We start from the raw sequence: 22,047 nt of genomic DNA, 5'->3' as shown, positions 1-22,047 counted from the left end.
TAATTTTAGCATTATAAACAATAGTTCAATGGATAAATTCTTTGAAGTTTATAACATTACATAGTTTCTTTTGAATGCAAAATATGTCTATATAGAGGACAAACCACGTTACAATACTATCAAACATTTCACTTTACTATTTAACAGGATATTTAAAGTAAATCTTTGATGCATTTTCAAGTATGAAATCCGAATCAATTGTAATATCATTTGTGCTTGTCTCTTCTTTTTCAGTCTTGTCTTCCCATACTGTTTTCAAATATTGCACTGCCGTTCCACTTGCCTGATTTACTGGATTTTCAAATTCAAGTATCACGCCCGTGGTTTCCAGATTATCAATCCCATTATCGTATACCACTACCCCTTTCGAACTATCTATTGCTTTGCTCGATGTATAAAGCGATACATTTCCAGTTGATGTAAAGTTGATAGTCCTTGTTAAAGTGCCCTCTGTCCGCGCTTTCTCGAATAAGGCCGGTACTTCCTGATTTCCAGTAGTCGTTGTCGTTATTGTTACCGTATAACTGTAAGTTCCTTTTCCATCAAGAAGCAGGGCTTTTTTGTCTGTTCCAATAACTGGAAGCTCGCTGTTTACTGTAAGCGGTATGTTAAGATTGAAATTTTTGACTTCATATTTGTATGCCGTGCTCCATTCTCCACCCAAATCATTTTTTCCACTTACAGTGTCTGTAGCCCAGTTACCACTTAGACTTACATCAATAATATTGTCCTCCGGTATTGATATCGGCTGTTGACTGAGCATACGCTCCATTGGCACTGGAAATAAGTTTTCGGTGTAATACGATTTATATTCATCTTCCACTAACAAACTCGAGATAATCTCATCAGCAGACCTCTGTGTAACAAGTGTTTTCAGCCTGCCCGCTTCTTCACTTATAACAATATCAATAGAAGGTGGAGTAACCTTGAAGTCAATGCTCTCTACTGGTTCGTCTCTGTCCATATCCGCATCAGGAGCGTAGATGTCAAGCGTTGAAGGTGAACCGGCATACATGTGTCCGTAGAGCGTAAAACTGGTGCTCAAACTACCATCATCCTTGAACTTGCCAGTCCAGTTTTCAAGCTCTGCCTTGTCGCTCAGCGTTGAGAACCTTGCCTTATGTTTGGCATAGGTCTTCTTTGGATCAGTTACGTTGAAGGAAATCACCGTATTCAAATAGTCCGAAAGCTCCTTGTACTCAGCTCTCAGCTTGTTCTCGTTCTCCATGTTTATTTTCAGTGCTATTTGCCTGAAAACTCCAGGCAGTACATCATTATAAAGTGCAGCTCTTCTTTCCTGGCTTATACTGTCTTGAAGGTCCTGATTCAGTCCCGCTCCACCTCCAGTCCATGCCATCTTTTCTCTGGCCTCGCTCACGTAGTAATCTACTCCAAGCTTATTTGCAACACTCCAGAACTCATTGCAGTGAGAAGTTACTATTTTATCTATTTCCACTTTTAAAGCTTCTTCTGTCATTTTTGGATCACTGAACATAGGATATAAAGTCCTGTACCAATGGTCTGAACCCTTAAAGCCATCTTCTCCCTTAAAATAATAAATTGAATAGGCGTCTCTATATATGTCAGCACGTCCCTCTATGGCTGTAGTTCCAAATTTATTGATTGCGTAGTCTACTATTGCAACCGAAGCCATGCTTGCCGATAAAACCGAATTACTGAGCTTGGATACAACCTTACCCATCATATATGTATATGACGTCTTGAGACTGCCAACCACAGCATCGTTTATTTTGCCGTTGTAGATATTGTTTCCTATTTGGACAACAGATAACAGTAACCCAACGCTTCCAAGATGGTCTCCAATGGTCGAAATTACATCATCCCCATATGCGAGATATCCTGCACTTTGAGCAATGTTCCCAAGAACATCTCCACCAAGCTGAAGTGCATCCCCAGCAGCTCCTGAACCTATTTCAAGGCATTGTGAAGCTGGAACTCCCCCCACGGAGTATTCCTCTATGGCGGAAAGAAAATCCTCATCTTTCGCATCGCCATGTAATCCAAGGAACTCTACTCTGGCACGCCTTCTGCCCTCACCAGATACCGAAAATACGCCATATTTTGACAAATGGTCCGTCAATATTACAACACTCGAAGAAGCTTCATCATACATGAAAGCAACTGGTTCCCACTTCATAGTCTCTTCATTAAGATAAGCCGCTCCTGGAGTCTCTCCATCTGCCAGCTCAACAGGAATCGCAAGTTGTATAACTCCGTCAACTTTAGAAACTCCATCAAGCTTGAAATCATAAACCTTAAGATTTATTTCATTTTCCTCATCCAGTGCCGGAGCATTGGAAACCTCGGAAATACTGGCATTCAAATCAGAAGAAATCATCACCGGATCAAGTCTCAGCTCAACGCCATCCTTCCCTAGCACAAGATTTTCTTCATTCAAAACAGCCTCCGCCACCAATTTCTCACTCATTGACGATCCGCCGCCACATCCTGTAATGGATAGTATCATTGAAACCACCAGAATCATTGATATTAATCTATTTCTCATCTTTCATCTCCCTTTAGCAGTCCGCCCTTAAAAAACTTATATCTCATTTTAAAATCCAATTTTACTTCAAGCCCTTTGTTTTTCTCAGGTGATGCCCCCAGCACTCAGTGATTATTCGCTGACCCGCATAGACTGAAGTCATTGAAGCATCAAGCGAAGGCGCTACTTCTACCACGTCAAATCCAATGATTGGAAGATCAAACAAACCTCTAAGCAGATCAAGAAGCTGCCTTGAAGTGAGTCCGCCAAACTTTGGAGTTCCAGTACCCGCTGAGTAAGCTGGATCTAGACAGTCAATATCTACTGTAAGATATATACTCTTTAAGTGAGACATCTTTTCTTTAACAGACTCAATTACCTTTTCTGTTCCCAGTCTTTCATACTCAGCAGCATTTATAACATTAACTTTATTTTCTCTTATGTAGATTAACTCATCAGGCTCAACAGAGCGTATTCCTATAAAAAATATATTCTCACTCTTGCCAACATTATCCATTTCAATGGCTCTTCTCTCTGTACATCCATGAGATAATTTACTCCCGCCAAGTTCATCACATAAATCAAAATGCGCATCAATATGAATGACTCCAAACTCATGATCAATAGCCTTGTTTATTCCACTTAGTACCGGTATAGTAACAGAATGGTCCCCGCCTATCATAGTAAAAAATTTACGATTTTTCACAAGCTCACTTACTTTTTTCTCTACATCAAGGTATACAGTTTCAAAATCTTCACTGTTGAAATCCCCAATATCAACAACCTTATTGCCTGACATATCTTCAAAATATTCAGTTGTGGCCGGTATAGGTATTGTAGATTCTCTGATTGCAGCCGGTGCATCTTTTGCCCCTTCTCTGTAACTCACATTTCCATCAAAAGGTATTCCAAATACTACGATGTCAGCTTCTTTTTCTTTTTCTTCACTGCTCATACCAGAGCAGAGTCCTCCCCAAAGGGTTTCATTTTTAATCATCTCGTCAGTTTTTCTCATATCATCCTCCATATTTTAAATATTCATACTATAAGAATAATGGCTAATTATATTTTCGTCAATAGAATGATTTGATTTATCCTATTTCGTGAATGGTATCTCCTATAAATATTTTGTCTGCTATTTTATCAAATACTGTTCCATATAATCGGCTGTATATAACTCCTATTATATTGCTAGATACCCTTATTATTATAGCCCCACTTAATCCGAATAACGGGACTACTGCTGCAAGTGCACCAAAGCTATTAAATGATGTTTGCCATGAATACTTTCCTGAGAATCCCACCATAATTCCGCCAAATAAACCAGCATATGTTCTATATTCTTGTGGTAAAATTAAATATACCGCCGCAAACATTAAACAACCTATGATTGAAAATATATATCTAATTTTTGAGCGATATTTAATTTTTTCTTTATCTGGTTGAAGTACCGACATGCATGCAAGTGCAATCCACATTACACGTGGCGAATTTAAAATTTCTCCCATTAAAATAACTGTAGTTACGCCTAAAACAAGTTTCAACTGCCATTTAGTACGTTCTGATTTGAAATTTATATCTTTAATTATATCACTAAAACTATTTTCAAATTCAATTTTTCTATGCTTGTAATAGAAAATTCCTGCAACTATTATTCCGCCAAGAACAAGTGCATATGACCTATTTGTGTACACATTTATATCATTAATCTTGTATCCATATAAAAGTAAATACGATAATAGCAAAGTTGATTGATTAGACAATGCTACGTTGTGACAAGATAAAACAACAATTACCATCATTGAAACAAAATTTATTATGCTGCCTGTAATCGGATTTACCATAGTCGCCAAACATGGAGAAATAATAAATATTGCAAATATGCACAACATGGCAATGGCTGATTGTCCCGTATTAAAATCAAAGTTTGAAAACCTAAATGTCATTAATATTATAACTGTTACCACACCTACAATGGCATTCTCAACGCCGAACATATTATTAAAAAAAGTTACCACGGCTATGCAAAACAAGATACATGCAAAGTTCTTAACTGTTAAAGCTTTTACATATTTTTTCTTCAGTTTTTCATCTTCAGCCGCTTTAATTAATGGTTTGAGATCGCATGTGCCTAATTGCATTGCTTCATAAAAATTCATTATTATATTTCCTCCTTGAGCTAATTTTTTTATATTAAATTCTTCTTAATATCCCACAAAAAAAAGTCCTTTTCTTCTAATTATGTTATAGAAACAAAATTAGAAGAAAAGGACTTTTACAGTTTTAAAAAATTTTAGACTATGACCGTAATTATAACAATTTAATCAATCCTTCAAGCTCATCAGAAAGCACTTTTGCAAGTTCAAAGTCATCGGCTTTTAAGGCGAATGCTATTTTTGTTTCAACTGATTTCTTCTTTTGTTCTATTTCTAAATAATCTTTGTCAAAATGATTCGAATAAATCATCTTTCTAAATTTCCTCATACTCATTTTCCTAATTTTCTTGTCCTCAATCATCAGAACATAATCCATACAATTGATGATTGAATAATAGTCATGAGAAATCATCAGTACTGCACCTTTATATTCTTTTAAGACACTTTCGAGTGCTATTTGAGAATAGGTATCCAAATGGCTTGTCGGCTCGTCAAGAAGAAGCATATTCGCTTTACCATATGAGACCTTAGCCAATTGAAGTATGTTCTTTTCTCCACCAGATAGTGACCCTATTTTTTGATTAATACCTTCTTCATTAAAACCGTAGTTTGAAAGATATGATTTAATCTCCTGCAGAGTATTAAAACCTAAATCAAAGAATTCACCAACTATCGTATTAGATTCATCCAGCATTTCTCCTTGATTTTGAGATAAATAAGCCATCTCAACATTAGCATTTATTTCAATGGACTCATTATTGTTTTTAAATATATCTCTGAGTAAAGTTGTTTTCCCGGTACCATTAGGCCCTATTAGAGCAACTTTATCGGTAGATTTAATTTCAAAGTTGACATTTTCTAAAAGTGTATCATCAAATGATACGCAATAATTATCAACTTTTATAGCAATACTATCTTCGATTTCTTTATCAAAATCTAAACTGATTTCTGGCTGCTTAATATCTACAAATGGGGCATTTATTCTATTTTGTACTAATCTCTCCTGAACCTTAACTCTAGCTTTTAGCGCTCTTCCGTTGGCAGAATCAGAGTTATCTGTTGATATTTTTCTTAATCTGTCAATTAGAATATCATTTCTCAAAACTTCTTCATCAGCCGCAAGCGACAGCTCTTGTTGTTCTATTTTTATTTGAAGCTGAGCAAAGTTGTAATCAACATATCTTCCATCAAACTCTTGAGTTACCATATTTTCAAGATGAACAATTTTGTTAAAGCAATGATCCAGCAGGTATCTGTTATGAGTAACAATTAACAAAGTTCCTTTATACGCATTAATTAATTTTCTTAGAGAATTAAGATTTTCAAAATCTAAAAACACATCCGGCTCATCCATAATTATCAAACTTGGACTGGTAAGCATCTCTTTCATGACTGTAACAAGTTTAAACTCTCCACCACTTAATTCGGATACATCCATATCCTTATGATTAATAAGGTTTGCAAGATTCAGTTTACTATTTATGTTTGTTTCAAAATCATCTCCACCAATCGCATCAAAAGCATCCAAAGCACACTGATATTTTTCTAATAAAGACTCTATATCTGAAGATGTTTCCATTTCGTTGCAGATAGAAGCTATTTCATTTTGCAGTTTAATAAATTCTTCACCTATAAACTCAAACACTGTGGTTTTTTTCGTTTTGTCGAATTGTGAAAATTGGGTTACATGACCAATTTTACGACTTGAATTCACTTCTAAATCACCGTCGAACATGTATTCTTCCGGATCCATAATTATATCTATGAGTGTACTTTTCCCGCTACCACTTGATCCTATAAATGCGCAATGCTGACCCTCTTTTAGTGTAAATGAAATCTTATTATATAAATCTTTTTGCGGATATGAATAAGATAAGTTATTAACTTTTATCATAATATTACCTTTCGTTCTAACTTAAAAAGAGCCTATATAAATAAGCTCTTCAATATAAATCTTTCCAATTGCAATAAAGCAATTGAATATCATTTAATTACGACATTATTTTTTATTCCTATCCTATATAATATCATTTTTTCTCACTATTTACAATTATTTTATGCCTGTTTATTCATAACGTTTAAAAAGAACACTGTTTTCTTTTGAAATATGAAGAAAAATATCATCCACTAGTTCATGCAGTTTCGCATAAGTTACCTTCATTGTAGGACAGGCATAATCCGGGAGTTTAAAATCTTCAGTTTCTTTTATAATCAATTTTATGATCCGACCTGCTACTTCGTGTTCTTCCTCAAGCACCTTTATCAAGGCTCTTATTGCGGCAACTTCTTCTTCAGTCTTTTCTATTTTACGCATTGCCGGAAATAGTTCTTTTTCTTCTTTAGCAAAATGTTCTTCCAACTCTGTTTTTAATTCGCTAAAATTTCTATGCAATTTTATGAGTAAATCTTTACCATGACTGTAATGCACAAGTAAAATTTTATTAATCAGCTGGTCCAGTTCTTTCCACAGAGCCCTCTCTGTTTCATGATGGATTTCCAAAATAAGATCAATAAGCTGGTTATCAGACAAATCACTTACGGGTTGCTCTCTATCTGGCCTGTTTAAAAAATCGTTATACGCAATTTGTATTTCATTTACGATGTTTTGTGATAATCCAGCTTCCTCTAATGCACTCTCAATTGAGCGGTCCCCCTTGCAACAGTAGTCTATATGTAACTCATTTAGACGCTCTGAAATAGAGGGGAAAAAAGTAACAAGTTCTCCAAGTCGCGTTTGTCCACTTATATCAATTCTATTAATCATAAAGCCTCCTTGAATGAAATGTTTTTAAAAAACCATTTCATTACTCATACCCTATTTCGAGGATTTTATTTTATTATCAGCTATATCTTTAAATATTATAAATTAGATGTAGCTTTAATAACTTGTTCCTTGATTCCATCACAGTCAGCCTTGTCCGGATGTGACGAAGCACGATCAAAATTATCAATCTGATCCTTGAATTTTAAATCTGCCTCATTTCCCGTCATCATATTTTCATATCTTTGACGGTCCTCCAAAGTAATCGCAATCTTGTTCAGGAAGTGCTTCTTTAATCGATTCTGCCAGTATTTTTGTGTTAACTGTGTGACTGCTATAAACTATTGAATGATTCATTATTTCTCCTCCTTATCATATATACAATGAACTCCTTGATGTTTCTGCATGCCACCAAGGCATTTGATATTGCAACGAATACAGTGTTTTATTGTGCTCTGATGCCCACCAGCTGTTTTGTTCACCCAATCAGGATCTGCAATAAGTTGGCGGCTCATAGCTGCACAATCTATACGACCACTTTTCAATTGAGTTTCAACAAAATCTGGAGTTGCTAATCCACCCACCCCACAAATTGGCAGTTTAGTGTATTTACGGGCCTCATCACTAAATTTTAAGAAGCAACCTTCCTCAGGAAAATATGGGTGTTTGGATGTAGGTATAGTGTCTTCAAGTTCAGAATGATTAGCCAGCGTAACATGGAAACTAGTAACCCCTGCCTTTTCCAATAAAGGAATAAAAATAGGGAGCTCCTCTACTAGTACTCCAGCATTGCCATAATGAGGATTTTCCTGCCTTACACTAAGATTGTAATCAATAGGCAAATCTGGCATTTTCTTTCGAATAGAAGCAACAGCTTCAATAGCAAAGCGTACACGTTTTTTGGAATTTCCGCCATATTTATCAGTACGGCAGTTGAAAATTTCCGAACTGAAAATTCCGCACATCCTGTCACCATGCACCCGGACCATGTCAAATCCAGCCATTTTGGCAAGAGCTGCTGCTTCACCAAAATCAGTAGTAATTTCTTTAACCTTTTTTTCAGGAATTGATGAAATATATTTCCCAACCTGATCATTTAACAGATTTCGAAGTTCTTCCATTGAAATCTTTTTGGTTAAAACTCCCGGAACATACTTGAGCATGGCTTTCATGTTGGCATCCGATTTAAATAATTGCGCGCATATTTTACACCCATGTAAATGTGCAATTTCAGCCAACTTTTTATAATGGGCAAATCCTTTTTTACTGTAAAGCGACCTTCCGAATAGAGTTTTTGATACCGTAATATCTCCAATTATAATCATGGCGCAGCCGCCCCTGGCAATTTGATCTATTTTTTTGTAATATTCATCTTTTGGAAGTCCCATTGTTGTAGGGGCAAAAATTATGCGATTTTTTAGTTGCATACCGCCTAAATTGAAAGGACTGTTAATTGTTTCATACATGTATAAAATCTCCTTTTGTTTTAACAAGTTTTTCTAATAGTGAAATTAGTTGCTGTCGATCCGCTGTGGAAATATCTTTAAATATTTTTTCGTCCCATTGCGAAAACATAAGATAACTGGACTCAAATACCTTGTTCCCGTTTTCTGTCAACTTGAGTATATATGCTCTTTTATCATTCTCGCTCTTTTTGCGTAGAACGAATCCAGTCTTGACTAATTTATCGATGGAGCGTGTGGTGTGTCCTGAATCAAAATGTAATTCCTGAGAAAGATTACTCGGTGAACAATTGGGATGCTTTCCTATATATAAAATAAAATAAAGCAAACCTTTGGTTATTACCAGATCTTGAAGTCTTTCATTACAAAATTCAGAAAAATCTTTCTGGAGACCCGCTACAAAGAAAGATAAAGTATGTTGCATTTTTCGTACCTCCTTTTACCTGACTAAGTCAATTACAATTCCTTTCTAAATATTATTGCATACAATAAAAAAGGCATTCGCATTATTGCCGAACACCTTTCAAAATTTTTATTTAAGACTTTTAATCGCTTTTTCTGCCCACTTAGAATCTTTGTATATAGGTCTGCCAACACCAATAAGATCTGCTTTCTCTTCAAAAATAAGTTTCTCCCCGGCATTTGCTTCAGTCAGTGGTGAAAAATAACCTTGGCTAATATCATCATGGACAATATTATCAGCTGCAACAGAAATCTGCCCTTCACTTGCCTTTCCACGTTGTGTAATAAAGCTATGCTCGGTTTTTCAGATTTAACTTGTCAATTTTTAAGATTTTTAGTAAATATGACATTTCTCCTCCTCTTGCTTATATTATTGCTATAACGCAGCGGTTACGGCCTTCTTGTTTTGCAGAATACAGCGCTTCATCAACTAATTTCAAAGCTTGCTCTGTCGATGTTAACTCAGCTGGGTAAACTGTGGCTATTCCGACACTCACAGTAACGCATTCGGAGATGTCAGATGCAATATGTGGAATTGCCAGTTCCTCAACAGATTTTCGGATTCTTTCTCCCAAAATTTTAGCCCCATTTTCATCTGTATCAGGCAGTACAGCAATAAATTCTTCTCCTCCGTATCTCGCAACAATATCAGGAGCTCGTCCTATAACAGTTTTTAAAGTAGTTGCGATTATTTTCAAACACTTATCTCCTTCTAAATGTCCGTAGTTATCATTGAATTTCTTAAAATAGTCAATATCCAGCATAATTAGTGATAATTTAGATTTAGAACAGGTTAGTCTGAAAAACTCAGTTTTAAGAATCTCATCTAAATGTCTCCTGTTAGCTAATCCTGTCAAACTGTCAGTAATCGAGTTTAAATTAGCTGTATTTCTCTCAATTTCAAGTTGCTTTACTAATTCTTGTATTTTTAGATCTATGAGCTTTCGTTCTGTAATATCTCGGATAATAAATACCATTCTAATAGGTATAGCATTTGCATTATAAACAAACCCACTGTTAACCTCAATGTCAAATATGCTTTTGTCCTGACGAACTCCACGATATTCATTTGGTCTTTGCTTGCTTCCCTCATACATTTTCACAATATTGAATTTTGCTCTTTCAACGTCTTCAGGTATAATAAAGTCCAGCAGCTTCATACCTATAAAGTTGTCAAAATCCAATTCATAACCAAACATTTCTTTGGCTGCTGGAGAGATTATTAAGATTCGACCCTCCAAGTCCGTGATTGTTATATCATCAGGAGAAGCATTAAGGATAGAACGATATTTTTCTTCACTTTCTATAAGCGCTTCCTCAAATTGTTTTCGCTCTGTTATATCACGAATAACACTGATAACATGGTCTTCAGAGTTAATTTTAATTATTCTTGATGAAATCATTCCGGCAAATTGACTTTTATCTTTTCGCTGAAAAACAAATTCCATATTTTCACAAATCCCTTTATTGTTAAGCTCTTTTATTAAAATTTGTCGATCCTCAAGATCATGCCAAATTTTAGTTTCTTGTATGAAAGTTCCAGTGATCTCCCCCTTAGGATAACCGCTTAACAAAGAGAATCCTTCATTTATGTCAACAATATAACCGTCACTTAGTTTAGTTATAAATTGTGCACTTAAATTCGTATTAAATATAGATTGAAATTTTTCTTTTTCTAATTGATTGTCAATATTCAGTCTCTGATTTACCATACTTATTAATCCAAAAGTCCATAAATTGCTAATTAAGATAGATATTACAAATGGAGTAATAAAAAGTAAGCCCTGACTACTATATGAATCTGCAGGAGGTGACATGAATGTTAAAAATGCGGATACCATATAATGACAACCGTAGACAAAAAAAACTAAAGCATTAAAACTTCTTGTTCCTGAGGTTAATATGTCTTTTTCCAATAAAAGCTCATAAACTATCATAAATGATACAATTGCAATAGTTACACTTATAAAAAAAGAACGCGTGGAAATACTATTATTAACATACATGTTATAATAGTAAAAAAAATTAAATACAATGAAAATTGAAACTGGTATCCATTTATTTAATTTTTTACCCAAATATTCTTTAATGCCTACGTAAAAAAATATGTAACCTAAAATTAGGAGTGGATTCCCAATTCTGGCAATAAGGTATAGATGTTTCGCTTTTATCAATGTCATAAAAGCAAAACCAAGTGACATTAGAATAGAACCCGTTAACCAATGTCCCATACCCTTGTACTCTTTGTTTACTCTATACTGTACAAAAAGAGCAATAACCTGGGTTGCCAGCGTTAAACTTAGTACCAAAATAAGAGCTCTAATGTTAATAACTATAGTATCTCCTCCCTTCAAATGTTATTTGTTTCTTAATTATTTTTTTATTCCATCAGGATCACAGATTCGCTGTACTCGCCCTACAATACCTCCTGCTAACATTACCTTAATTCCTCTGTGATGATTACTCGAATTTGTTAGCAGTCTCATTACAGTTCCCTCTGTTAATTTCCCTGTTCTTTGATCTTGTTTTTGTACTACCATAACTTTTGTACCTATTTTTATATTGCTTCTTACTGTCCCATCCATAATATCTCCAGTCTTTCTTTTCATTAACAATCATCCTGCGCAAATACAACTGTTGTTTTTCAAACTAATTGTTATCCGTGCATACTCACTTAAGTAAGTATATAGCATGAATAAGCATTTTTCAAGGTTTGCTTTTGAAAATCATAGAACAATTTATATCATCTATCAAATAATTAAGATATAATATTTTCTTCTTTTGTTCTCATAGCTTATAGTTTCTTGAACGTGATTTTATCATTCCTGATTTATTTTAAAATATTGTATTTTCCCTTCAGAGAAAGAATCCTCAAGACACTCTCATCAATTCGTGACTCACTTATTTCTCCTCTGTTTAGCGCTTCGTAAATGCTTTCAAATGCTTGTGTATAGTTTTGGGGCATGAGAACAATATCTGTCCCAGCTCTAATTGCAAGAACTGCCGCTTCACCAGATAAATATTGATTTGCAATTGCTCCCATGGACATAGAATCAGATATTATTATTCCCTTATAATCCATCTCTTTTCTAAGTTTTCCTTCTATCATCTCATAAGAAAGTGAACTTGGAAGCTTATCACTTGTTATGTTCTCAGCTGTTATATGAGAAATCATTATCATGTCCGTTTTCGCGTCAATACCTGCTTTAAAAGGAATTAATTCACACGCCTTGAGCTCTTCCCACGTTTTTTCTACGGATACAAATCCGCTATGGGTATCGTCTTTTGTATCTCCGTGTCCTGGAAAATGCTTTATGCAGCTCATTATACCGCTGCTGTGCAACCCTTCAACCCCAGCTGCTACCATATCTGCCACAAGCTCTGGGTCGTTTCCAAAAGACCTGTTTCCAATTACTATATTATCAGGATTTGTATTAACATCTGCAACTGGTGCAAAATTAAGGTTAAATCCATAATCTTTTAGGTATAAACCTATAGATACTCCTGCTTCTTTGGCCTTAAGCGGATCTGCGCTCTGACCTACTTCCTGCATGCTCTTATATTTTTTCACATCAAATCCAGGCGTATTTGCAATTCTTGCTACCATGCCGCCCTCTTCATCAATTCCCATAAACAAAGGAATCGTACTGCTTTGCTTAATGTCACTTACCAGTTCTGTCAATTGAGATGGAGACTTTATATTTCCTCCAAAAATAACAATACCTCCTGGAGGATATTTTTCAAGAACTTCAGCCATCTGATTACTGAATTCTATAACAGGATCTGCATTTGATTCAGCAATTTGTCCATTTTCAGACAAACTTAGCAGTGACTCTGGTTGAATAAACAGCATCTGTCCTATTTTCTCTCTTAAAGTCATTTGTTCAAGCAGTAACTCCGCTTTTGAAATAAACACTTCCTCCTTGTCAGAAGAGGCCTCGTCCAATTGTTCCAAGCCATTTTCATCTCCAGTATCAGCATTTTCCATAATCAATCCACACGCAGAAATCATAAATAAACTACCTATAATAAGAAATACTAAATATGTTTTTTTAATTTTCACTTTGCCTCCGGAAACAAGTCGCAAAACTCGTCCTCAATAATAAATTTTCCATTATGTTTTCCTCTTGGTTTAAAGTATACCATAGAATTTGAATATCTTTACAAGGTTATCTAGTTTCTGCATATTAGGATTTCATTTCTCTTAATACACTTTTAAACTGCATTGTAAATATTATGCTCGTTATTGTAACCGCTATGATATCCGCTACCGGCTCTGCTAAAAATACCGCAATCACCTTGTTTTCTGAAAATAAAGGCAATATATATATTAGAGGAATCAAAAGTATAATTTTACGCAAAACAGCTAAAAAAACTGATGTCTTTGCATTTCCCAGGGCTATAAAAGTCTGCTGACAACTGATTTGAATTCCAAATAGCAATGAAGCCGCCATATAAATTCTCATTGTTTTAATAGAAATACTAATTAGCTCAACATCTTTAGTAAAAATTCCAATAAATACTTGTGGAACTAACATTGCAACCAACCACAAACCCACTGAATAAATCAAGGATGCCTTAAGTAATAACAAAAATGCTTCTTTGACCCGCTTACCATTACCAGCGCCATAATTAAAACTTATAATAGGTGTAGCCCCCTGAGTAAGTCCGACTAATGGAAGCATGGAAAATTGCATAACACTTGAAAGTATAGTCATTGCACCAACCGCTAAATCTCCACCGTATTTAAGTAAGGAAGTGTTAAATGATATAACTAGAATACTTTCTGTAGATTGCATTATAAACGGTGCTAATCCAAGAACCATACAAGGTAATAAAATTTTAATATCTATTCTTAAATGTTTTTTTCTTATTTTTAATAAAGTCTTATCTCCTGTAAGGAACTTCATAACCCATACTGCAGAAACTCCCTGCGATATTATAGTAGCTAAAGCTGCACCTTTCACCCCCATATTTAACCCAAAAATTAAAACCGGATCCAAAACTATATTCAATATTGCCCCAATTAAAACTGTAATCATACTTATCTTAGCAAATCCCTGAGCAGTAATGAAAGCATTCATACCTAAAGAAATTTGTACAAATAATGTTCCAAAAGCATATATGTTCATATAATCCAGTGCATATTCTATGGTATTTCCACTGGCTCCAAATGACATTAACATTTTTTCACCAAATATAAGAACCAAAGCTGTTAATATTACCGAAATGATCACAAGTGCAGTCATACAGTTTCCCATCGTTTTTTCAGCAGTATCGTTATTTCCTTTTCCCATCATAATTGAAGATCGTGGCGCCCCGCCCATACTGACTAAAGAAGCAAAAGCAGATATAACCATAATTATTGGCATTGTAACACCTACCGCAGTCAAAGCAGTGGCTCCTACATCAGCAATGTGTCCAATATACATTCTGTCAACCAGATTGTATAAAAGATTTATAATCTGCGCTGTAATTGCAGGAACGGCCATGCCAAATATTAATTTGCCTATACTTTTCGTACCTAATTCGCTTTGATCTTTGTTTCTCATATCTTATATATCCCTCTCGTTTTTATGAAAAAAACACCCATCATTCGACGAGCGCTTATTTTTACTGATTTATTGACTTATTTAATTTTTATAAATGCTCCTTAGTTTTTACAAATATACGCGGCAGAACGTTTACCCGTATTTATAACTTGGAGATTTCCAAACTGCTCCATCAATTCATCCTTGTTTGTTAGTATAAAATTAAAATAGTCTCCACCTTCCAGCCATTCCACGATGTCACTAATTAATGAACGCTGTTCATTGTAGTCAATAAAAATAACAGTTTTCCTGGCAACTCGTTTCATCTCATTATAAAGTATCATTCTGTCTTTTGGCATAAGCCCATGAGCAACATAAGACGTTATAGCAATATCAAAACTTTTGTCTTTAAATGGGAGTCCATTAAGTACATCGCCACAAATAAAATTTATCTCCGTTTCATTTAATTTTGCTTTTCCAGCCTTTTTGGTGGCAACGCTCAACATAGCCTCAGCAGGATCAAGTCCAGTTACATTAAGACCGTATTCTTGAAGTACTTTGCCCAAGGCTCCGGTGCCGCAACCTATATCTACTACATTTTGAAAGGAGGAGATATCATATTCTGATTTTATATTTTCTAAAATGCGCCTGTAATTCCTCACTTGCCAATTATAAAACAGACTATAAAGACCAGCAATTTTATTGAATAAGAAGGGGTTTTTTCTCATATGCAGATCCTTTCCTTGTATTGTCATGTATTGTCAGTTATTATCTTTATTTTACATTAACTTATCAAAACTGTACAGTTAATTGTAGATAGGAAATTCTGATACCTTTAGCAAATTTGAAATCTCATGCTATATGCGTGGTCTAATGGTCCGCTTCCCTTACCTATATCGGCGTTTGCTCTTAATGCCCCTGTTAAATATATTTTTGCTTTTTCAATACTTTTTTCTAAATCCAATCCTGTTGCAAGATTACATGCTATAGCCGAAGATAAAGTGCAACCAGTACCATGTGTATTCAGATTCTCAATACGAATTTCATTAAACCAAGTACATCTTTCATCCTTGTATAAAAGATCGTTAGCTGTGTTTTTTAAATGGCCTCCCTTAATTAGTACGCCACCTTTTTGCATTTTATAAATAAGCCTGGCCGCCTTAATCATATCATCTTGAGATTCAACTTTAAAACCAGCCAGAGCCTCCGCCTCTCCTATATTTGGAGTAATAACAGTGGCAATAGGCAGCAGCTTCTTGACTAAGACATCAATTGCTCCATCACTCAAAAGCTTGCTTCCACTTGTTGAAATCATAACAGGATCAACAACGATGTTTGTTGCTTTATGTTCTAATAATTTTTCTACTATAACCTCAATAATTGCACCATTCGATACCATTCCAATTTTTACAGCGTCAGGACGAATATCATTAAAAATATAATCTATTTGCTGCGCTACAAACTCAGGACTCGTCTCTACAACTCCATAAACTCCAGTTGTATTTTGAGCTGTAAGCGCTGTTATTACACTCATCCCATATATCTTGTGTGCCATCATTGTTTTTAAATCAGCCTGTATACCCGCTCCTCCACTGCAATCCGAACCCGCAATTGTTAAAACTTTTTTTATCATAATATTTCCTTCCAGTCATCAAGTGATTTTAAATATATATTCGCTATTGATTTGATTTCGTTTTGTGAAATTTCATATGATTTATCATAAACCGCAATCACATTAAGATTTGCTCTTTTTGCAGTTTTAATAGCATGCAAGGCATCTTCAAAAATATATGTATTTGAAGCATCAGTTCCAAGAAATTCTTGTGCCTTAAAATATATTGTGGGAGAATCTTTACCAGACTTAAGCTTGAGCACCTCAAAATAGAAATGCTCAATAAGCTTATTAATGTCATTGATTATACCCTCAACGCTATCATTCACATTGTAGTGTGATTGAAAATGCCGTGCTCCTTCAATAAGACTCAATGTCATTAATTCATCATTTAAATTATCATCTGCCTCTATTCCTAACGTCTTCAAATAATACGAACCTATATTATCCCAAATATACATCGAATAAATAAGTACTCCATCAAAATCAAATACCGACCCTGTTATCTTCATTCAGCTTTCACCATCTTTGTTGCTAATTCTAAAAGATTAGCGGTGGATTGCTTAATATTATCTTGAGCAAAAATGGCTGAAACAACAGCTATTCCAACAATGCCACTTTTGGATAGTTTTAAGATATTATAATCATAGATTCCACCAATTGCAATAACAGGAATACTTACTGCATCACAAATTTGTTTTAGAGTTTCAAACGAAACGGTGTCTGCATCAAGTTTTGTCAAAGTGGAAAACACCGCACCAACCCCAAGGTAGTCGGCTCCACTATTTTGCGCAATTATGGCCTGTTCCACGGTTTGAGCTGAAACCCCAATGATTTTGTCTTTCCCAAGCCGTTTTTTAACATTTAAAGCATCCATGTCACTTTGCCCAACATGTACACCATCAGCGTCACATTCAATTGCTATATCTATATTATCGTTAATAACAAACGGTACATTATATTCTTTGCATAGTGATTTCATTTTTCTTGCCTCATCTAAAAAAGTACCGTCGTCTAGTTCTTTTTCACGAAGCTGGATAAAAGTCGCTCCTCCATCAAGTGAATCTTTTACTTGCTCAATAAGTGTTTGCTTCCCAATCCAGGCCCGATCAGTCACAGCATATAATAGCAGAGACTCTTTATTGTATTTCATATTTTGCACCCCGTTCTACGGCTTCACCCTCTAATTTGCTCATATAATCTATAAGATACATTCTGAAAGATGAATATCCACTGTCAGTTTTTATCATTTTATCATATGCAAGTTCTCCGCTTATTCCCATTGAGCAAACCGATGCAACTGTTGCACCCAAAACATCATCATAATTCGCACCACAATATGTAGCTATAACGGTAGTCAACATACAACCACTCCCTGTAATCTTGGTCATTACTTCGTGACCATTTTTAATTACATATGCCTTGTTTTCATCTGTTACAATGTCAAACTCCCCACTAATTGCAATTACAGCTCCCGTTTTTTTGCTTAGTTCTTTTGCAAGCTTAATAGTTTGATTTAGGTTTTTTTGAGTTATGATATCTTGCTCGCTTACATCTACGCCACTGGTATTCCCACTTCCATAATAAACTGCCTTAATCTCAGATACATTACCACGGATTACAGAAAATTTTACTTGGTCCAGTAGTTTTGCAAATCCTATATTTCTCCAGTTTGAAGCCCCAACTGCAACGGGGTCTAAAATGACAGGGTGACCCAGTTTATTTGCATGTTTTCCTGCCACAATCATAGCTTCAATTGTGTCTTTGTTAAGTGTACCCATGTTTATTGCCAAAGTGTTGCAAATGGTAGTTATGTCTTCAACTTCATTTATGTCATCTGCCATAATTGGCGAACCACCCGCTGCCAGAATTATATTTGCACAATCATTTACAGTTACATAGTTTGTAATTGCATGCACAAGTGGAGTTGTTTTTTTTGTTTTATCAATAATATTTTTTAACATGGTTGGGTCTCTCCTTTTTTAAATCTATTAATTAGTACAGATAGAAGTGAAATGATTATCATAACAGGAATGGTGTTTCCTATTGGAGTGTCAATACCCATAAATATCCGATATATTGCAAATCCCACTGCCCATAAAATCATATTACTAATATTGATTTTTTCGGATGTATGATCTTTTTTAAGTATAAATACATCAGTTATTTGAATTGCAATCATTGGAGCAAAAACTGAACTTATTAGATATAAAAATCCTTCAAACTTTGAAATAGGTGCAAATATCGCAAGCAGGGTCCCAATTATAGAAATTATTATAGCTGCCCATTTTTCATTTATTTTTTTAGAAATGCTCACACTACTTACACCTGCAGAATAAACATCTAAAAAAGTGGTTGTAACCGTAGAAAAAATTATAATCATAATACCCATTAAACCAAGTCCGGCGCTCATCATTATCTTTGCAATATCACTTTCTCCAGTTAAAATCGCAGCCCCCATTCCAATAATATACATCCAGCAGCTGGCAAAAAAGTAGACTGCAGCGCATGTAAAAGCTGTTACTTTTTTCTTTTTTGCATTACGTGTATAGTCTGAAATGAGTGGTAACCATGATAATGGCATAGCAATAGAAAGTTCAATGGCATTTCCAAAACTTAACCCATCCGAAGCAAGAGCTGTCATATCTCCACCAAAAATAACAGAGCTCAATATAATAGTTAATATAAAAAGTCCCCCCATTGCAATTATATTGACTATTTTGAGATTTTTAATACCTATGAGGCACCATAAAATAATTAATGCCCCAGTTACTATACTCCAAACCCATATACCACCTATGTTGACAATAGCATTAGCTGCTGAAGCACCGCTGACTATCATAACTGCAGTCCAACCAACAAGCTGTAATACGTTAAGGCTTGAAAAAAGAAGCGATCCTTTTTGTCCAAAGGATATTTTTACAGTTTCCATAGAACTTCTTTCAGTTTTTGCGCCGATTAACCCCGCGAAATAGAGCAATATACATCCAATAATATGCCCAATAATAATTGTGGCAATCCCTTTTTCAAACCCAAGAGGTGCAAATAATGTTCCAGTTAAAATTTCAGCAATCGATACTGCTGCCCCAAACCAGATAAGACCATTTGAGAAAACAGATGTTTTTGTTTCTTCCATAATGTCTCCTTTTTTTACGAACGGCACAAAAAAACGAGGAATACCCGTGGGTATTCCTCGCAAATAAGCAATATATCACTTCCTACGTTGGCATTATCCAAATCAGGTGTAAGGGTCGAAGTTAATTACTTCCTCTCAGCTTGCTTACAAGCTCCCCTGTTCGTTATTTAATTTCTTAAATCATATCATAGACAAATCAGTTCGTCAATAAAGCTATTTTATGTTATACGCTAAAAACAAACAAAGACAAATTATATACTGCTGATATAATCTACAAACAACTTAACCAGGTTTGGATCAAATTGAGTTCCTGAATTATCCTTTAATTCTTTTATCGCATTCTCTTTTGAATATATTGGTTTATAAGCTCTTTCATGAGTCATTACATCGTAGGCTTCTACTATAGAGAAAAGTCTTGTTATAAAAGGTATTTCTTCACCCTTTAAGCCTTGGGGGTATCCGCCTCCATCCCAGTGTTCATGGTGAGCAAGAATGCCTTTCCCAATGTGAGAAAGTTTCTTAGATGCACTGACCACCTTAAATCCCAGTTCTGGATGCCGTTTTACGCATTGCCATTCTTCTATACTTAACGGTCCTTTTCTCAAAAGCAGTTCTTTTTCCAGTCCAACTTTTCCTATATCATGCAATTCAGCTAACAAAACAAGATTTTCAATATCATTTTTGTCTAAATTCAAAGTTTTTCCCATTTGTCTGCACATTGTGACCAATCTTTCGTAATGGTCTTTGCCTTCATATTTGTTTTCATAAAGATTATTCTTAATAGAATTTATAATCATATCATAGTTTTTTTCGCTGTCAGCCCCCTTATTAGTGTACATCTCGTCTTCTGCAAATTTAAAGAGTGCGCTAAAGCTGTTATTTACATCACATGTGCTTGCAAAACCTAAGGCTACCAGAGGTTTAATAGGATCTTCTTTTGCATCAAGAGTATCCTTTTTGATATTTTCAACAATATCATTACATTCTTGTTCAGATGTAAATGGCATAAGTACTACTATTTCATCTCCGCCTATTCTGCAGGCAGAATGATTAGGCTTTATGTTGCCTTTTATTATTTCAGACACTTTAATCAACATTCGATCTCCGGTTTCATGACCAAATGTATCATTCGTAATTTTTAATCCATTTAAATCTGCGACAATAATTGAAAAAGGCAAGGGATTCTCTTCTTCTAACTCTCTTAGAAGTTCAGCCATATATACTCTGTTGTATAGCCCTGTAAGCTCATCATGATATGTCTTAAACATGAGCTCTTTAGTAGATTCTTCCAGAGCCTGAGTTTTTTCTTCTACAGCTAATTTCAGACTTGAGTTCCATACTGAAATAACAATTATAATAGTTATTAACAGTACAACAAAACCCAACACAGCTATCCAAAAATATGTATTTTGAAATATGCTTTCTCGTTGTAAAGGCATCCAATTTTGTTCAATAATTTTTCTCTCATGGTCCGTAATTTGAGCTATCCCTTTATTAAGTATTTGGTTTAAAATCGGCCAGTCATTTCTAGTTGCTATGGATAAGTTAGAATCATAAGGAGTCTCTACATTTACAATAAGATTCGAAATATTGTCTCTTTCAATAGTTGCAGACGCGCTCATTATTTCGATTATCATTGCATCAGCCTCACCAAAAGCTACCATCCGCATGCCTTCTCTTGGAGACTTCACCGTTCTATATTCAAGCTTTGGAAATCTTTCGTTCAAGATTTCTATAATATCATAACCCTCTATTACTAATATTTCCATACTGGTATTAGCTAATTTTTCAAATGTTAAGTTCTCCGAAAAATTTTTCCTGGTAATTATAACGTTAGGGTTGTCTATATAAGGAATCGTAAAATCTAAGTATTCACTCCTTTGAGGGGTTTTGGTGGCAGCTGTTATACCTGTTAATTCTCTGCTTTGAGTCCGCCTTATAAGCTCATCAAAATTGTCAAACTCCACCATCTCAATTCGAATGCCAAGCTTTTGTTCTAGCAATTTAAAATAGTCAGCTGAAATACCTACATATTTTTTATTATTTAAAAACTCCACTGGAGGATAATCTGTTGTATATCCAATTCTAATCTCATCTTTATGCTCATCGAGCCACTCCTTTTCTTCAACCGTAAGAAAAATTTCCTCAGCTTTTGTATCTTGCTCATGGAGTAAACAAAATATTGTTATAATACCAATGAAAATCAATAAAAACAACATTGATATATTATATTTCTTAGATTTAAAAATGATTAGTCCCCCCTTTTTGTATGATATTTGAGATTCATAGATTTTCTTCTACATTATAAACGTTTTTTACATATTATACAATCTTTGCAGAGTAAAAAGCAGTTTTTTTTATCTACATATAGTTTCCTGTGTTTAAGCTATACCCTCTAAGCATTGAGTTGATATCGTTAT

Annotated in this window: 20 protein-coding genes and 1 riboswitch; all 20 genes read right to left on the bottom strand. The window is 34.8% G+C overall.

Annotation, left to right across the window (positions count from 1 at the left end):
* Positions 1–136: 136 nt before the first annotated feature.
* A complete protein-coding gene (locus tag G558_RS0105580; RefSeq protein ID WP_028829297.1) occupies positions 137–2,527 on the bottom strand; it encodes a hypothetical protein in 2,391 nt (796 codons plus the stop codon).
* Between the two features lie 61 nt (positions 2,528–2,588).
* Positions 2,589–3,521 (bottom strand): agmatinase, encoded by a 933-nt coding sequence (gene speB / locus G558_RS0105575; protein WP_028829296.1) that lies wholly within the window; start codon positions 3,519–3,521, stop codon positions 2,589–2,591.
* 76 nt (positions 3,522–3,597) lie between these two features.
* On the bottom strand, positions 3,598–4,665 hold the full coding sequence (locus G558_RS0105570; RefSeq protein WP_028829295.1) for an FUSC family protein: 1,068 nt from the start codon (positions 4,663–4,665) through the stop codon (positions 3,598–3,600).
* 151 nt (positions 4,666–4,816) lie between these two features.
* The gene (locus G558_RS0105565; protein WP_028829294.1) at positions 4,817–6,556 is read right to left on the bottom strand and encodes an ABC-F family ATP-binding cassette domain-containing protein; all 1,740 of its coding nucleotides are present in this window, start codon (positions 6,554–6,556) and stop codon (positions 4,817–4,819) included.
* Between the two features lie 171 nt (positions 6,557–6,727).
* On the bottom strand, positions 6,728–7,426 hold the full coding sequence (locus G558_RS0105560; RefSeq protein ID WP_028829293.1) for a DUF542 domain-containing protein: 699 nt from the start codon (positions 7,424–7,426) through the stop codon (positions 6,728–6,730).
* A 95-nt stretch (positions 7,427–7,521) separates the two neighbouring features.
* Positions 7,522–7,656 (bottom strand): hypothetical protein, encoded by a 135-nt coding sequence (locus G558_RS14415; RefSeq protein ID WP_156888516.1) that lies wholly within the window; start codon positions 7,654–7,656, stop codon positions 7,522–7,524.
* Positions 7,657–7,660: 4 nt separating this feature from the next.
* Positions 7,661–7,780 carry a flavodoxin family protein gene (locus G558_RS13950; protein ID WP_071604455.1) on the bottom strand — a complete coding sequence of 40 codons (120 nt, stop codon included), beginning with the start codon at positions 7,778–7,780 and terminating at the stop codon, positions 7,661–7,663.
* Positions 7,780–8,889 carry a bilirubin reductase gene (gene bilR / locus G558_RS0105545; protein WP_028829292.1) on the bottom strand — a complete coding sequence of 370 codons (1,110 nt, stop codon included), beginning with the start codon at positions 8,887–8,889 and terminating at the stop codon, positions 7,780–7,782. The genes G558_RS13950 and bilR overlap by 1 nt, the downstream gene beginning before the upstream one ends.
* Positions 8,882–9,310 carry a bilirubin utilization transcriptional regulator BilQ gene (gene bilQ, locus G558_RS0105540; RefSeq protein ID WP_028829291.1) on the bottom strand — a complete coding sequence of 143 codons (429 nt, stop codon included), beginning with the start codon at positions 9,308–9,310 and terminating at the stop codon, positions 8,882–8,884. Before bilQ ends, bilR begins: the two co-directional genes overlap by 8 nt.
* A gap of 403 nt (positions 9,311–9,713) precedes the next feature.
* Positions 9,714–11,702, bottom strand: coding sequence for a diguanylate cyclase domain-containing protein (locus G558_RS13340; RefSeq protein WP_156888515.1), 1,989 nt, complete (start codon positions 11,700–11,702; stop codon positions 9,714–9,716).
* A gap of 18 nt (positions 11,703–11,720) precedes the next feature.
* Positions 11,721–11,957 carry a YwbE family protein gene (locus G558_RS0105530; protein ID WP_330363807.1) on the bottom strand — a complete coding sequence of 79 codons (237 nt, stop codon included), beginning with the start codon at positions 11,955–11,957 and terminating at the stop codon, positions 11,721–11,723.
* 221 nt (positions 11,958–12,178) lie between these two features.
* Positions 12,179–13,411 carry a glycoside hydrolase family 3 protein gene (locus G558_RS0105525; RefSeq protein ID WP_028829289.1) on the bottom strand — a complete coding sequence of 411 codons (1,233 nt, stop codon included), beginning with the start codon at positions 13,409–13,411 and terminating at the stop codon, positions 12,179–12,181.
* 124 nt (positions 13,412–13,535) lie between these two features.
* A complete protein-coding gene (locus tag G558_RS0105520) occupies positions 13,536–14,900 on the bottom strand; it encodes an MATE family efflux transporter (protein ID WP_028829288.1) in 1,365 nt (454 codons plus the stop codon).
* 101 nt (positions 14,901–15,001) lie between these two features.
* Positions 15,002–15,607 (bottom strand): class I SAM-dependent methyltransferase, encoded by a 606-nt coding sequence (locus tag G558_RS0105515; protein WP_028829287.1) that lies wholly within the window; start codon positions 15,605–15,607, stop codon positions 15,002–15,004.
* A 107-nt stretch (positions 15,608–15,714) separates the two neighbouring features.
* On the bottom strand, positions 15,715–16,512 hold the full coding sequence (gene thiD, locus G558_RS0105510) for a bifunctional hydroxymethylpyrimidine kinase/phosphomethylpyrimidine kinase (protein WP_028829286.1): 798 nt from the start codon (positions 16,510–16,512) through the stop codon (positions 15,715–15,717).
* Positions 16,509–17,003, bottom strand: a complete 495-nt coding sequence (locus G558_RS0105505) for an HAD family hydrolase (RefSeq protein WP_028829285.1) — start codon at positions 17,001–17,003, stop codon at positions 16,509–16,511. Before G558_RS0105505 ends, thiD begins: the two co-directional genes overlap by 4 nt.
* Positions 17,000–17,644 (bottom strand): thiamine phosphate synthase, encoded by a 645-nt coding sequence (gene thiE, locus G558_RS0105500; protein WP_028829284.1) that lies wholly within the window; start codon positions 17,642–17,644, stop codon positions 17,000–17,002. The genes G558_RS0105505 and thiE overlap by 4 nt, the downstream gene beginning before the upstream one ends.
* The gene (thiM, locus tag G558_RS0105495; RefSeq protein WP_028829283.1) at positions 17,631–18,455 is read right to left on the bottom strand and encodes a hydroxyethylthiazole kinase; all 825 of its coding nucleotides are present in this window, start codon (positions 18,453–18,455) and stop codon (positions 17,631–17,633) included. The genes thiE and thiM overlap by 14 nt, the downstream gene beginning before the upstream one ends.
* Positions 18,449–19,627: a putative hydroxymethylpyrimidine transporter CytX gene (gene cytX / locus G558_RS0105490; RefSeq protein WP_028829282.1), complete on the bottom strand. Its 1,179-nt coding sequence runs from the start codon at positions 19,625–19,627 to the stop codon at positions 18,449–18,451. The genes thiM and cytX overlap by 7 nt, the downstream gene beginning before the upstream one ends.
* A gap of 62 nt (positions 19,628–19,689) precedes the next feature.
* Positions 19,690–19,795: riboswitch (TPP riboswitch) on the bottom strand.
* A gap of 83 nt (positions 19,796–19,878) precedes the next feature.
* Positions 19,879–21,834 carry an HD domain-containing phosphohydrolase gene (locus tag G558_RS13335; RefSeq protein WP_169337712.1) on the bottom strand — a complete coding sequence of 652 codons (1,956 nt, stop codon included), beginning with the start codon at positions 21,832–21,834 and terminating at the stop codon, positions 19,879–19,881.
* Positions 21,835–22,047 lie beyond the last annotated feature (213 nt).

The sequence above is a fragment of the Proteocatella sphenisci DSM 23131 genome, from assembly GCF_000423525.1.
Classification (GTDB): Bacteria; Bacillota; Clostridia; order Peptostreptococcales; family Filifactoraceae; genus Proteocatella; species Proteocatella sphenisci.
Note: the sequence above shows the minus strand (reverse complement) of the source record. Positions and strands in the feature narration are given on the sequence as shown.

Bases quoted from the DNA above. Each gene is read 5' to 3' on its own strand.
- cytX (WP_028829282.1), bottom strand. From the start codon at position 19,627: ATGGAAGAAACAAAAACATCTGTTTTCTCAAATGGTCTTATCTGGTTT.
- bilQ (WP_028829291.1), bottom strand. From the start codon at position 9,310: ATGCAACATACTTTATCTTTCTTTGTAGCGGGTCTCCAGAAAGATTTT.
- G558_RS0105560 (WP_028829293.1), bottom strand. From the start codon at position 7,426: ATGATTAATAGAATTGATATAAGTGGACAAACGCGACTTGGAGAACTT.
- G558_RS0105580 (WP_028829297.1), bottom strand. From the start codon at position 2,527: ATGAGAAATAGATTAATATCAATGATTCTGGTGGTTTCAATGATACTA.
- thiM (WP_028829283.1), bottom strand. From the start codon at position 18,455: ATGTTAAAAAATATTATTGATAAAACAAAAAAAACAACTCCACTTGTG.
- thiD (WP_028829286.1), bottom strand. From the start codon at position 16,512: ATGATAAAAAAAGTTTTAACAATTGCGGGTTCGGATTGCAGTGGAGGA.
- G558_RS0105520 (WP_028829288.1), bottom strand. From the start codon at position 14,900: ATGAGAAACAAAGATCAAAGCGAATTAGGTACGAAAAGTATAGGCAAA.
- speB (WP_028829296.1), bottom strand. From the start codon at position 3,521: ATGAGAAAAACTGACGAGATGATTAAAAATGAAACCCTTTGGGGAGGA.
- G558_RS0105505 (WP_028829285.1), bottom strand. From the start codon at position 17,003: ATGAAGATAACAGGGTCGGTATTTGATTTTGATGGAGTACTTATTTAT.
- G558_RS0105530 (WP_330363807.1), bottom strand. From the start codon at position 11,957: ATGAAAAGAAAGACTGGAGATATTATGGATGGGACAGTAAGAAGCAAT.
- G558_RS13950 (WP_071604455.1), bottom strand. From the start codon at position 7,780: ATGAATCATTCAATAGTTTATAGCAGTCACACAGTTAACACAAAAATA.
- bilR (WP_028829292.1), bottom strand. From the start codon at position 8,889: ATGTATGAAACAATTAACAGTCCTTTCAATTTAGGCGGTATGCAACTA.
- G558_RS0105570 (WP_028829295.1), bottom strand. From the start codon at position 4,665: ATGAATTTTTATGAAGCAATGCAATTAGGCACATGCGATCTCAAACCA.
- G558_RS0105515 (WP_028829287.1), bottom strand. From the start codon at position 15,607: ATGAGAAAAAACCCCTTCTTATTCAATAAAATTGCTGGTCTTTATAGT.
- G558_RS0105565 (WP_028829294.1), bottom strand. From the start codon at position 6,556: ATGATAAAAGTTAATAACTTATCTTATTCATATCCGCAAAAAGATTTA.
- G558_RS14415 (WP_156888516.1), bottom strand. From the start codon at position 7,656: ATGATGACGGGAAATGAGGCAGATTTAAAATTCAAGGATCAGATTGAT.
- thiE (WP_028829284.1), bottom strand. From the start codon at position 17,644: ATGAAATACAATAAAGAGTCTCTGCTATTATATGCTGTGACTGATCGG.